The following is a 12,787-nucleotide window of genomic DNA, read 5'->3' on the forward strand; positions in this document are numbered from 1 at the left end:
GTGATATAGAGATGGCAGGAATTGTCCCGGACAAGAGTGCGTTCGATCGTCTCCTTGACCGCCGTTCGGTGCTTATCGCGGCGGGACAAGGCGCCCTGCTCGCCGCGCTGACGAGTTCGACGGTGCTCGGCGCACCCCGTTTCTTAGAAGACCCATTTTCGCTCGGCGTGGCTTCGGGAGACCCGGCGCCGGATGGCTTTGTCATCTGGACTCGCCTCGCACCGAAACCACTCGACCCGCATGGCGGGATGCCAGCCGAAGCCATCGCGCTCGGCTGGGAAGTGGCGGAAGACAACATGTTTCGAAAAATTGTCAGGGCAGGAAGCTATATCGCCCGTCCGGAGCTGGCGCACTCGGTGCATGTCGAGGTGGACGGACTCGCAAGTCGGCGCCGCTACTGGTACCGCTTTATAGTTGATGGAATTCGGAGCGACATCGGCACCGCGCGAACCGCCCCGGAACCGGGAACCAACATTGAAAGTCTTCGTATCGCGGTCGCGGGCTGCCAGCATTATGAGCGCGGGCTCTTCACGGCTTGGCGCCATATCAGCCAGGAAAAGGACCTCGACCTCGTCTACCATTATGGTGATTATATTTACGAAGGAAAGGCGACGGCGTCGGCCGTCTCGTTAAAGGTGCCGCTCGTACGTCGTCACACGAGCGACGAGATTTACAGTCTCGACGATTACCGCCAGCGCTATGCACTTTACAAATCTGACCCCGACCTGAGGGCAGCCCACGCGGCCGCCCCTTTCCTCTCTTCGTTCGACGACCATGAGGTCGAGAACGACTGGGGAGGCGATTTGGACTCGAGCAGCACGCCGCCTGAAGTCTTCCTCCTGCGCCGCGCCGTCGCAATGCAGGCCTGGTACGAGCATATGCCCGTCCGAGCCGCGCAATTTCCCCACTTAGGTCTGGTTCACGCGTTTCGACGTCTCGACTTCGGTTCCCTGCTTCGGTTTCACATCCTTGACAAACGGAGCTACCGAAGCATCCGGCTTTGTGAAGAGCAGGGCGACGGAAATTGCGTCGACAGGCGCGATAAGCCCGACATGTTGCTCGGGGAAAACCAGGAGAACTGGCTCGAGAATGGGCTCAAGGGTGCGTCGACATGGAACATGCTCGGCCTAGGCGGGCTGGTAATGCCGTTCGACCGGTCGATGCAGAAAGTGCCGTCGAACGGATACGACAATTGGACGGGTTATCCGGATTCGCGCGAACGACTCGTGTCGATGATAGAGCGCCAAGGTCTCAAGAATGTAGTGATCGCCGGCGGTGACAGCCATATGTTCTTCATCGGACATCTGCCGTCACGGAGCGGTGACCTTGAAAGTGCCCCCGTAGCCGCAGAATTCCACGCGACCTCGATCAGCTCGAACAGTGGCAACGGCCTGCCGATCGGACCCGATCCGCGCGCTGCCACCAATCCGCACATGTCGATGGTGCATGATCAGCGCGGTTATCTTCTCTGCGATATTGATAACCGGCAATGGGTAACCAACGTCCGCGTGATCGATCAGGCCTTTACGCCGGGCGGCACAGTCAGCACGCTGGCCCGCTTTCTGACCGAGCCCGGCCGCCCTGGCGTGGCTCGGCTTTGAAGAAGAGAAGCATCCGGTCGGCGGTCGGCATCCCCTGTCTGCACACAAGGTAAATTAAATGGGTCATTTCGTGAGCTTTGGCGAGGCGCTGCTCCGCCTGTCTTCGCCGCGCCGAGAGCTCCTGCTACAGACGCCGCGCCTCGATATATGGGTTGGAGGCGCTGAAGCGAATGTCGCTGTCCAGCTCGCCCACCTCGGCCAACCAGCCCGTTTCGTGAGCGCGGTTCCGCAGAATGAGCTTGGTGCTGCAGTCGTCACATTTCTTCGGGGCTCCGGCGTCTGTACCGAACATGTCCAGCGCCGCGAAGGGCGCATGGGTCTCTATTTTTCTGCTGCCGGGGCGGGTTTCCGCGCACCAAATATTGTCTACGATCGCGAGCATTCGAGCTTTGCTCGCGCACCCGCCACGGCTTGGGATTGGGCCGCCATCCTTTCGGATGCCGACCGGTTCCATCTGTCCGGAATTACGCCGGCGCTTGGTCCCGATCCTGCGGAGAGTGCGATATGCGCCGCGCGCGCAGCGATCCGCCTCGGGGTTCCGCTTTCGTTTGACTGCAATTTCAGGAGTTCTCTCTGGGAAGCCTGGGACAGCGAGCCACGCCCCATTCTCAGTGAACTGATTGCTCATGCGGATATCCTTTTCGGCAATCACCGGGATGTCTCGCTGCTGCTTGGGACACGTTTTTCCAGCGACGGACCGACGCGGCGCCGCGAGGCGGCAGAGGCTGCATTTGACGCCTTCCCCCGCTTAAAAACGGTCGCTTCCACCGCGCGGCACGTCAGCAATGCTGATACTCACTTCCTCACTGCGCGCATCGATACGCGCGATGGCGGGTTCGAGACCGAGCCTTTCGCAATTGCGGGGATCGTCGATCGCATCGGAACCGGCGATGCCTTTGCGGCCGGCGTCCTCCACGCGCTGAAAGCGGGCGAAGCTCGGGATGATGCGGCGCGTACCGGATTGGCGCTGGCAGCGCTTAAACACTCGATTCCTGGGGATGCTTCGTTATTCTCAAACGAAGATGTCGCGCAGTTCTGGGATGGGGCCTCCGATATTCGCCGTTAGGCAATTTTAAGGCGTTTTGACGGCGCGGCCTCAGATCACCGTAGGTGGAGCAGACCGCAGTTCGGCGAGATTTCGCCCATCAGAAGACAAGAAAATATGCTTCGCGATCCACGGCGCGGCAGTCCTGACCGAACGCTTTGGTTGGACGGCGACGGCTGGTTCGATGCGCTCGCGCTGATGATCTTTCGGGGATCGGAGCGTGCAAAAGCTATTTGCGCTAACATGAGATAAGCCAAGCCGCGCAGAGCGCGATTTTTACAGACATCGATGCAACTTCCGGATCGCAGCAGCGTCGGTCTCCCGAGCAACGGCGAAGGATGGCAAATATGACAGGCGCAACGGCAAAACGTTCGGGGTTCGGGAAGCTCGTTGGAATCGCGACGCTGGGCGCGCTTTTCTGGATTACGCGCAAGACAGCACCTCAGGATGCAAAGAGCGACGATCACAGTGCGGCCTTCGCCGATGGCGAAACCCACGCCGAAAATTTCGACCAGACACGCTCCGCCGGCCCCGATGCGATGCGGGACGATTTGAAAAGGCCGTGGGAGAGCGTCGATCAGGCCTCTGACGAGTCCTTTCCGGCAAGCGATCCCCCGGCGACATATTGAGGGCTCGCCAATGACTGGGCCCTTACTACGCAGCTGTTACAGCCTGCGGTTCGAGGAAGATGGCGTCGGCCTGCCGAAACGCGTCGAATTCGACGCGGCAAGCGCGAGCATTGCTCTCGAGATCGCCGAACAAGAATGCAACGGCCGCTCGGCTATTCTTCTCTGCGAGGGAAAGGTGATTTGCCAGATTGGTCTTCATGCCGGAGCTTGGCAGTCCACACCCGCGCCGTCAGTTCCAACTTAAGTTAAACACGTCGGAAAATTCGCAACCTAGCGCCCGCCGCGCTGCAACCAGTGCAACCGCGCGGCGTTTGGCCAATCGATAACCATGACATCCGGGAGAGCGGCCGAAGCTTCGCGCAAGAGTGCGCGAGGCAGACTGCTTCTGCGTCACCGAACGAAATGAGGACATGCAATGAAATTCGATCGCGAGGAGCATTTCTTCACCGGCCATTTCGATGATGCGATTGGATCATTTGCCGAAGATGAAAAAGACCATCAGTCAAAGGGCGCCCTTCCTCGACGTATTGCGCTGATCGGATGCTTCCGGCCGCGCCAGTGCGGGATTGCTACCTTTACTGCCGACGTCTTTGACCATCTCTCCGCTCATGCACCCCACCTGCAGATCGACGTCTACGCGATGCATAACCAGCCCGGTCAGCGGCTCGACAAGGACGCGAAGCAAGCGATCGAAGAGTGTGATATCGCGAGCTATCGGGACGCGGCGGAGGCGATCAATGTCAGCGGTGCAGATGCCGTATGGCTGCAGCACGAGTTCGGTATTTTCGGCGGCGCGGCCGGCGATATGATCCTCGAGTTGGTCGATCGGGTTGCCGCCCCGCTTATTGTTACGTTGCACACCGTCCTCGCCGAGCCCAGCCCCGCCCAACGGGAGGTAATGGATCGCTTGGTCGCACGCGCCAGCAAGCTTGTGGTCATGAGCGACTTTGGACGCACCACCTTGATCGACGTTTACAAAGCCGCGCCCGATCAAATCGCCCTGATCGAGCACGGCACCCCCGACCGACCTTTCAAGGAAATCAGTTCCCTTCGTCAGGAAATGGAGCTTGCGCACCGGCCCATTCTTTCGACCTTCGGGCTCATCGGGCCTGGCAAAGGGCTTGAAACAGCCATTCGGGCGTTGCCCGCGATTATCGATCAATATCCCGACATCCTGTACCGAATCGTCGGCGCCACCCACCCCAACCTCGTCGCCGCCGAAGGCGAAGCCTATCGTAACAGCCTCGAAAGTCTTGCCGAAAGCCTCGGCGTCGCGGACAATATAGCCTGGGAAAATCGCTTTCTCGACAATGAGGAGCTGCTCGACCAGATCGAGCTTTGCGACATCTATCTCGCGCCCTATCCCAATCTTCAGCAGATCACATCGGGCACCCTGGCTTATGCTGTCGCGCTCGGCCGGGCCGTCGTATCCACGCCGTTCGTTCATGCGCGCGAGCTGCTTGCCGACGACGTTGGCATCTTATTGCCCGGTGCGCAAAGCGAGGCGATTAGTGAGGCCGTCCTCCTCTTGCTGGGTGTTCCCGAAGAACGTCGCAGCGTCCAGAAGCGTGCCTATGCACGCGGTCGACGGACGGCGTGGAATGTCATTGCCCGCCAGTTCGCATCGATGATCGACGAGGTCGCGGCAGCGTCCGCGATTGTTCCATCCCGCGCTTATCGCGGGCCCGCCCTCGCGGGTGTCTGGGCGATGTGCGACGATGTTGGCATGCTGCAGCACGCCGTTCACATGGTCCCCGACCGGTCGCACGGCTATTGCATCGACGACAATGCCCGCGCGCTCATGCTCGTGCACAGCCTGCCGCCGCGAGCGCAGGAGGAAGCTGCAGCTCGCGCCCGCGCTTTCGCCAGCTTCGTACAGCATGGCTGGAATGCGGACGCCAAAACATTTCGCAATTTCATGGGATATGACCGACGCTGGCTGGAAGATGCGGGCTCCGAGGACAGCAATGGGCGCACCCTGTGGGCGCTTGGTCACGCATCGACCCACGCAGCCGCCGCCGAAATGCGGCAATGGGCCGCCATGATGTTCGACCGCACCGCGGAAATAGCGGCTGGATTCAAGAGTCCGCGCGCGATTGCCTTTGCCATCCTCGGAGCCGACGAGCGGCTGGAGAGCGAGCCATCCCATCCCGGCGCCCGTAAATTAATCGAGCGCGGCGGCGCCTTCCTGTGCGCGCTATGGAAAGCGGCTCGCCGCCCCGGGTGGGACTGGTTCGAGCCCGGTCTGGCCTATGATAACGCCCGCTTGGCGGAGGCGCTCGTCCGCGCCGGACGACGGCTTCCTTCGCTTCCGCACGAAGAGGCCGGCCTCGCCGCGCTCGACTGGCTCGCGACCTTCCAGACATCGGCGATGGGATATTTCCGTTCCGTAGGATCGCAAAGCTTCACCCGCGAGGGCGAAGCGCTGCCCTTCGATCAGCAGCCCCTCGAAGCGTGGGCCACCGTTGCGGCCTGCGGGACGGCTTTCACGCTTACCGGCCAAGCCATTTGGCGCAAGCATGCGGAGACGGCCTTCGCCTGGTTCCTCGGACAAAATGATCGCGGCCTGCCTTTAGGCGACATAAAGTCCGGGCGCTGCTTCGACGGTCTTACGCCGCGAGGCGTCAACCTCAACAGCGGCGCAGAATCGATCCTTGCCTTCCATCTCGCTTATCGCACGATGGCCGATATTTTTTGGCATGAATCGGCGCCGGACCATGCCACCCTCACAAAATTGGTCCAGCTTCCCGTCTATGCTGATTGAGGCGGCTCGCCGTCATTGCATTTTACCGACCCGATCAGAGACCGAAATGCGCCTTTGGAATATGGGTGATGCGGCAAGCCAGGTCGGCTTCGCCCGACTCCTCCATACCCATCGTGAACACGACATCGCGCAAATAGATCTCGTTTCGAGCGGCCGGGTGAGGTCGGTCTCAGCGCTGGTCCGCCATGACGTGCCCGTCGATGTCGCGAAGCCAGTTGTGAAGCCGCGTGGCGGCCATTGCGCCCTGTCCGATGGCGACGCTGATCTGGTCGAGCCCGGCGACGACGTCGCCGGCGGCATAGAGGCCGGGGAGCAGGCCGTCCGAGAAGGCGCCGAACGGCAGGCAGCCGTGCTCGTCGGCCGCGGCGCCCAGCGCCGCCGCGAGCTCGCTGCGCGGGACCGAGCCGAAGGCCGGATATAATATGTCGAAATGGCGTGGATGCGGCTCGCCGCGCAAGTGAACGAAAATCTCCCTGGCGCCGGCGGCGAGACGATCGATCCGACCTTCGACAACGACAATGTCACTGTCGGCGAGCTCCGCGCGCTGTTTGTCGGTGAGCGACACCTGCCACTTCGGGATCAACGTGACGTGCCGGGAAAATTGTCGCAGGAACATTGCTTCGGCGGCGCCGTGCAAGTCCGACCCGAGAACGGCGATCCGTTCATCGCGATGCTCGAAGCCGTCACAGATCGGGCAATAGCGCAGCACACCGTCGCGCACCGCCGCCATATGATCGCCTTCGTCGAGTTCGGCCAGCCGTGTCTCGACCCCCGTTGCCAATATGACGCCGCGCGCATCGACGGTTGCGCCATCTTCAAGCGTCGCGCGGTAGAAGTCCCCCTCCCCGCAAAGCGACACCACGCGGCCGATGTCGATGGCCGCGCCATAACGCTGCGCGTGATCGGTCATTCGCGCGACCAGATCCTTCCCGACAATGCCATCTGGAAATCCCGGGACATTGCGCGTCCGCGGAACCCATAAAGCGCGTGATCGGCCGTCATGGACGACGCGGACGCGACGCTTGAATCGCGCCAGATACATGGCGGCGGTGAGCCCTGCCGGACCGGCGCCCACCACCAATATATCGACTGGCCGCGGCGCCATCAGTCGCCCGGCTGCCTCTTCAGCGCAGCTACAGGATCGGCCGAAAAGGCAACATATCCGCGCTCCACATGCGAGCCCAGATCCGTATGTCCAGCGCTGTCGGCGCTTCGCCTGCCCAGTGCGACCAGCCGCCGGTTGGTCCCGTCGGCGGTCATTGCATCGTAACAAGCTCCGCGGGCGGTAGTCCGCTGGTCTCGGCCTGCTGCTTCAGTTCCTTCTTGCGCGCGAGCATCCGTTCACCGAGCGCATCCAGATCAATATCGGCGGCGCGCGCCTGCTGGAACATATTGTCGTGCTGCTTTTCCTCTTCCTTCACATGATGCTTTATCTCTTCGGACAGGACCGTGACCTTGGCCTCGAAATATTCGTCATCGGGTCCGGAGGCGAGGATATCGTTGATCAGCACCTTGGCACCGTCATGCTCGACATAGGCTTCCTTCAGAAGGTCGTCGTCGATCTTGCCCTTGAGCGCCGGATAGAAGACTTCCTCCTCGATCTGTGCGTGGATCTTGAGCTCGGTGCAGATCGTCTCGGCGATCTTCGCCTTGCGGTCGACACCGCGGGCCTTTTCGAACTCTTCGAACAGTGCTTCGACCGCGCGGTGGTCGGCAGCGAGGATATGAGTGGCGTCGGTATCGTTCTGCATGATGCTCTCCGTCGAAAGGGATAATGTCCTCCTAAACGTGCCGCGACGTGCCTTAGTTGCGCAAAACCCCCGCCAGAGCCTGCGGTATGGCGCCCCTTCTTAACCTAGAGCAGTATGGCCAATGGACGCTCCCGCAGAGCGATGCCTACACCATCGACTGGAGCAGATCGGGCACGGTCGTTGTCGCAAAGCCGATGGCGCTGTCGGATATGCCGTAGGGAATGAAAAGCTCGTTCCCGATCGCGAGCGCGCCGCAGGTATAGACCACATTCGGGACATAGCCCTCCCGATCGCTCTCGGCAGCCGAGAGGATTGGACAGGCGGTCCGGCCCAGAATTTTCGACGGATCGTCCTTGTCGAGCAGAGCCGCGCCGAGACTATATTTGCGCATCGCCCCCACGCCGTGCGTAAGCAATATCCAGCCCTCGTCGCATTCGATCGGGCTGCCGCAATTGCCCATCTGAACAAATTCCCATGGGAAGGCGGGACTGAGCAGGGGCTGACCTTCGTCATCCCAGTTGGTCAGGCTTTCCGAGGCGAGCAGGGTGATATTCTTGCCATCCTGCCGCCCGACCATCAGGAAGCGGCCGTCGATCTTGCGGGGAAAAAGCGCCATCCCCTTGTTGCGCGCGGCGCGGCCCGAGAGGGGTTCGAGGCAAAAGGCAGAAAAATCGTTCGTGCGAAGCAGTTCGGAGCGGATCGCCCGACCCGAATAGGCTGTGTAGGTTCCCAGATATTCGACGCTGCCGTCGTCATGCGCGAACCGCACCAACCGCAAATCCTCAAGGCCGTTGCGCTGTGCTTCGGTGACCGGGAACAGCACGCTGTTGGAGATGGGACTGTCGGGCTGGCGATGGACGGTCACCGCGCCGTCGGGTTCGATGTGGTGCCGATCGTCGATCACCGCCGCCATTGCAGGCCCCGACTGCGGCCATAGTCGGAACTCGCCGTCCGAACCGACGATCCCCTCGCGAAAGGCGATCGAGCTGATATGCCCCTCGCCGACCGCGCGCATCGACATGACGAAACGGAACTGCTCGCGGTCAAGGCCGCTCTGGTCCGGGTGCAGGACAATGCTCGGATTCATGAGAGCCGCCGCGGCGTAGCTATATTCATGACAGAAATAGGCACCGATCAGCCGACGCTTGACCGGCGAAACGCTGTTCTCGTCCAGCTTCAAATCCTCGGCGATCTCGGCGAAGCGTTCATCGAAGATTCGTCCGATTTGCCAGTGCCGCTCCGAGAAGTCCTTCCAGACGAGGTCGAGCTCGAGTTCGGCCTGATCGTCATCGAGCCGCAAGATATCATGGACGAGTTGCCCCGATCGCGAAGGTTCGGAAACATTCGATTGCCATGCGAGGTGGAACGGCCGCAGCACAACACGCGACGGATCCGCCGTCAGCTTTTCATGAAGGATGCGGAGCGGCGTTTGATCGGGTCGGCAAATGAGCATGGGCGACTGTTATATCCTGTCTGATCCCCCTGCCCAGAATGTTTTGCAGCGAGCGGATAAGCAAGTCGAAACCGAACGGGGAGACAGAAGAATGCGGCAGGGCCCGCTATTTCACGCAGATGCAGCGGACGTATGACGGTGTGCAATGTCGCCGTCGCCAGCGCGGACCGTAGGCAGAAGTTTCCAGATATTTGCTCCGGACTTCGTCATTCGAGCGAGTAACGTCTCGTCCTGCCAGAGCTCTATATGGATGCCCTCTTCCTCGTTCCGCGCGATCTGAAATGCGTGATCGGGACTTTCGGCATGAAAATCTATGCGGCGCGGATCGCCCGAGTCATTCTGCGTGATGATGTAAAAACGGCGCATGACGCCACTCCTCCTGTCGGGAGCAGCGCTACCTGGCTCTCGGCATGTTGATGATCGGCTGGCCGTAACAACGGAGGGGCTGCGGATAATGCCGGAACCACGAAAAGCCAATCAGGGGGACCACAGCCTCATGGGCCAATATAGAGGCTTTTTCGCGAAAAGCACTAACCTAAGTGAGAGAGTCCGCAGAAATGCGAGAAATTCGCCGCGATGCGCTGAATTAATGCGCATCATTCTGAGCAAGCTCCGCGATTATCCGTTATCGGCCATTTACCGGAAGGCATGAGGTAACACGTACCGGCTCGCGGCCGATTTGTTCGGCCAGCGCCGCCGGGTTGAACAGCCTCACGCGCCCGGCGTTGAGTTCCAGAATGTCGGCGCGCCGCGCGTCCTGCAGCATCCGATTGACATGGACGGCGGTGAGGCCAAGCGCGTCGCCGATCATTTCCTGGGTGAGTGGCATTTCGAACCCCGTCTCGGTCGCCAGTCCGTTGCGCGAAAGGCGTTCGTGAAATTCGAGAAAGAGGCTGTAGATGCGTTCGAGCGCGCTCATCCGTCCAAGGCGGGTGATATGTTCCAGAAGATAAGCCTCATCGAGCGCGGCGCTGGTCGCATAGATGGTTTCGAGCGCGGCGCTTTGGGGAGCGGGGCAGATTTCGATCTCGGTCAGCGTGGTCACGGTCGATACGGCGAGCGGTTCCGGTTGGCGACAAAGACCGATCAGGTCGCCGGGCAGCAGAAAGCTCAGAAACTGACGGCGACCATCGGCGAAGATGCGCACGCGCGCAGCCCATCCGCTCACGATGAGCCGGGCGCCTGCCACCGGCTTGCCCTCAGCGAGGATATCCCTCCGTCGGCGAACCCTCTGGCGCTTCGCGAGCGCCGCCTCGATCGCGTCGAACGACCAGGTGTCGAGCGGACCGAGCGACGCAAGACGCCGCAACGCAGGCTCCGCGCCCGCCGGGGGGAGACGCTTGATCATGCCAGCGGTTCTTGCGCGATGGTATCGACAACGACGGCCGCCAATTGACGATAGGCTTCCGCGGCCCGCTCATCTTCACCCAGCCGACAGGGCAGCGCTTCCTTGACGAGTTTCATTCCGAAGCCTTCTCGCACCGGGTAAAGCGCGACAGCCGGCACCCCCTGTTCCAGCCATCTAAGATGAAGCCGCGGCTGGCCTCCATAATCCATGTTAATCGTGCAGCGGATGTCGAGCGTCGCATCGGTTGACCGGTCCGAAAGCCGTCCGATTGCTTCTCCGACGCAACCCGTTGCCCGATTATTGCGTTGGCGGACTATGACCCCGCGCTGGCCCTCGACGCTGTGGATCGTCCGCCACGGACAAAGCGCCGGCAATGTCGCGCGCGACGCTGCTGATGCGGCCGGCGATCATCGCATCGCGCTCGACCACCGCGACGTCGACGTCCCGCTTTCCGACCTTGGCAAGGAACAGGCGCATGCGCTTGGCGAATGGTTTGCCGAAGGACAGGAAGACGGCCGCCCCGAAGTTCTGCTCGCCTCACCCTATATTCGCGCGGTGCAGACCGCCGAACTCTTCCGCGCGGCCGGCGGCTGCGATCCGGCGGAGCGGATCTGCATCGACGAGCGCCTGCGCGAGAAGGAATTCGGCATCCTCGATGGCCTGACCCGCTTTGGCATCGAGGCTTCGCATCCCGAGCAGGCCGAGTTCCGCAAGCTGCTCGGCAAATTCTATCACCGCCCGCCGGGGGGCGAGAGCTGGTGCGACGTGATCCTCCGCCTCCGCTCGCTCCTCGACACGGTGTCGCTCCATTATGGGGGCCGCCGCGTCATGATCATCGCCCATCAGGTCGTCGTGCTGTGCCTGCGCACGATCATCGAGAATCTCGGCGAAGCGGAGATATTGGCGATCGATCGAGAAGGCGATGTCGCCAATTGCGCGATCACCGAATATCGATTCGATCCCGACGCGGGCCGCGACGGCAGCCTCGTCCTTGCGCGTTACAATGTCACTGCGCCGATGAAAGATGACGTCCCGGTTACCCGCGAGCCCGATGCGATGGTGGCCGCGCGTGGCTGAGCCGGTCTCGCTCGACACCGCCTGGCTCAAGGCGAACCCGCTTCCCGATCATCATGACAAAGTCGACAAGAATGGCCGCGGCCGCGTGCTGGTGATCGGCGGCTGCCGGCGCGTTCCCGGCGGGATGCTGCTGACCGCCGAAGCCGCGTTCCGCGCCGGCGCCGGCAAGGTGACGATCGCGACGATTGCGTCGGCCGCGATCCCGGTCGGGATCGCCTTCCCGGCGTGCGCCGTGCTTGCGCTCCCCGAAACGCCCGGCGGTGAGATTTCACCCGAAAGCGCCGACCTCATTCTGGACGAGATGGCCAACCATGATGCCATCGTGTTCGGTCCGGCGATGATCGACGAGGCGATCGTCCGGAAAATCCTCGACGTCCTGCTTTCCAAAATGCCCGAGGACATGTTCCTGCTGCTCGACGCTTTTGCGCTTCGCGCGGCGGCCGACCATGTCGGCGCCATCCGGGCGCGGCGCGACCATGTCGTGCTCACACCGCATGAAGGTGAGCTGGCCGCACTGCTGGGTATCGAGCGCGACGAGGTGTCCGGCGACCCCCTATCTGCACTCGCGACCGCGACCGAACGCTTCGACTGCACCGTCATGGTCAAGGGCGCGACGAGTCACCTGATGGCGGACGGCATCTGCCTGAGCTACGCGGGCGGCGGGCTCGGTCTCGCAGTAAGCGGTTCGGGCGACATCCTCGCGGGGCTGATCGCCTCGCTCGGCGCCCAGGGTTTGCCGCCGCTCCAGGCCGCCGCCTGGGGCATCTGGCTGCACGGCGAAGCAGGTCGCCGGCTGGGCGAGGCGATGGGACCGATCGGCTATCTCGCGCGCGAGCTGTCGCCGCTCGTGCCGGGCCTCATGCGCGGCGTTTAGGTCCGAAGCGGCGCTGGTCGGGATCGCGCTCAAAGCGAAAACGACCTTTGATATGCGCATTGAAAAACTGTCCGGCGGAGTCCGCCGCGCACAGCCCCTCGAACAGGCTTAGCGGCACGTCGAAATAGAAATAACAGCCGCTATCGACGAAGCGAAGGCAAAGAAGCCTGGCCTCTTCGTCGAAGCCGGCGCGGTCGATCGTCGACGAATTTTCGAAACGGCAAATGCGCATGTCCGGCAAGCGC

At 61.8% G+C, this 12,787-nt stretch carries 13 protein-coding genes; 6 read left to right on the forward strand and 7 right to left on the reverse strand.

What is annotated here, in order from left to right; all coding sequences use genetic code 11:
• Positions 1–11: 11 nt before the first annotated feature.
• The 3 genes from VSX77_RS01475 to VSX77_RS01485 all read left to right on the forward strand — a co-directional run bounded on the left by VSX77_RS01475 (position 12) and on the right by VSX77_RS01485 (position 3,275).
• Positions 12–1,601 carry an alkaline phosphatase D family protein gene (locus VSX77_RS01475; protein WP_338425903.1) on the forward strand — a complete coding sequence of 530 codons (1,590 nt, stop codon included), beginning with the start codon at positions 12–14 and terminating at the stop codon, positions 1,599–1,601.
• Between the two features lie 58 nt (positions 1,602–1,659).
• Complete coding sequence (locus tag VSX77_RS01480; RefSeq protein WP_338425904.1) at positions 1,660–2,667, forward strand: sugar kinase; 1,008 nt, start codon at positions 1,660–1,662, stop codon at positions 2,665–2,667.
• Between the two features lie 326 nt (positions 2,668–2,993).
• A complete protein-coding gene (locus tag VSX77_RS01485) occupies positions 2,994–3,275 on the forward strand; it encodes a hypothetical protein (RefSeq protein ID WP_338425905.1) in 282 nt (93 codons plus the stop codon).
• 25 nt (positions 3,276–3,300) lie between these two features.
• Here VSX77_RS01485 and VSX77_RS01490 read toward each other — a convergent pair whose 3' ends face one another.
• Entirely contained in the window at positions 3,301–3,474 is a 174-nt protein-coding gene (locus tag VSX77_RS01490) for a hypothetical protein (RefSeq protein ID WP_338425906.1), read from the reverse strand.
• Positions 3,475–3,690: 216 nt separating this feature from the next.
• Between VSX77_RS01490 and VSX77_RS01495 the strand changes: the two genes are divergently transcribed.
• A complete protein-coding gene (locus VSX77_RS01495; RefSeq protein ID WP_338425907.1) occupies positions 3,691–6,039 on the forward strand; it encodes a glycosyltransferase family 4 protein in 2,349 nt (782 codons plus the stop codon).
• 169 nt (positions 6,040–6,208) lie between these two features.
• Here VSX77_RS01495 and VSX77_RS01500 read toward each other — a convergent pair whose 3' ends face one another.
• The 5 genes from VSX77_RS01500 to VSX77_RS01520 form a co-directional block, all read right to left on the reverse strand.
• On the reverse strand, positions 6,209–7,144 hold the full coding sequence (locus VSX77_RS01500) for an NAD(P)/FAD-dependent oxidoreductase (RefSeq protein WP_338425908.1): 936 nt from the start codon (positions 7,142–7,144) through the stop codon (positions 6,209–6,211).
• Positions 7,145–7,295: 151 nt separating this feature from the next.
• Positions 7,296–7,790 carry a hemerythrin domain-containing protein gene (locus tag VSX77_RS01505; protein ID WP_338425909.1) on the reverse strand — a complete coding sequence of 165 codons (495 nt, stop codon included), beginning with the start codon at positions 7,788–7,790 and terminating at the stop codon, positions 7,296–7,298.
• 145 nt (positions 7,791–7,935) lie between these two features.
• Positions 7,936–9,243 carry a glycoside hydrolase family 130 protein gene (locus tag VSX77_RS01510; RefSeq protein WP_338425910.1) on the reverse strand — a complete coding sequence of 436 codons (1,308 nt, stop codon included), beginning with the start codon at positions 9,241–9,243 and terminating at the stop codon, positions 7,936–7,938.
• 111 nt (positions 9,244–9,354) lie between these two features.
• Entirely contained in the window at positions 9,355–9,609 is a 255-nt protein-coding gene (locus VSX77_RS01515; RefSeq protein WP_338425911.1) for a hypothetical protein, read from the reverse strand.
• 259 nt (positions 9,610–9,868) lie between these two features.
• Positions 9,869–10,591 carry a Crp/Fnr family transcriptional regulator gene (locus VSX77_RS01520; RefSeq protein WP_338425912.1) on the reverse strand — a complete coding sequence of 241 codons (723 nt, stop codon included), beginning with the start codon at positions 10,589–10,591 and terminating at the stop codon, positions 9,869–9,871.
• Between the two features lie 315 nt (positions 10,592–10,906).
• Between VSX77_RS01520 and VSX77_RS01525 the strand changes: the two genes are divergently transcribed.
• Positions 10,907–11,668 (forward strand): histidine phosphatase family protein, encoded by a 762-nt coding sequence (locus VSX77_RS01525; protein WP_338425913.1) that lies wholly within the window; start codon positions 10,907–10,909, stop codon positions 11,666–11,668.
• On the forward strand, positions 11,661–12,542 hold the full coding sequence (locus VSX77_RS01530) for an NAD(P)H-hydrate dehydratase (RefSeq protein WP_338425914.1): 882 nt from the start codon (positions 11,661–11,663) through the stop codon (positions 12,540–12,542). The genes VSX77_RS01525 and VSX77_RS01530 overlap by 8 nt, the downstream gene beginning before the upstream one ends.
• Here the strand turns inward: VSX77_RS01530 and VSX77_RS01535 are convergent.
• The gene (locus VSX77_RS01535; protein WP_338425915.1) at positions 12,526–12,774 is read right to left on the reverse strand and encodes a KTSC domain-containing protein; all 249 of its coding nucleotides are present in this window, start codon (positions 12,772–12,774) and stop codon (positions 12,526–12,528) included. The genes VSX77_RS01530 and VSX77_RS01535 overlap by 17 nt on opposite strands.
• Positions 12,775–12,787 lie beyond the last annotated feature (13 nt).

This window comes from Sphingopyxis sp. TUF1 (genome assembly GCF_036687315.1).
In the GTDB taxonomy this organism is placed as follows: Bacteria; Pseudomonadota; Alphaproteobacteria; order Sphingomonadales; family Sphingomonadaceae; genus Sphingopyxis; species Sphingopyxis kveilinensis.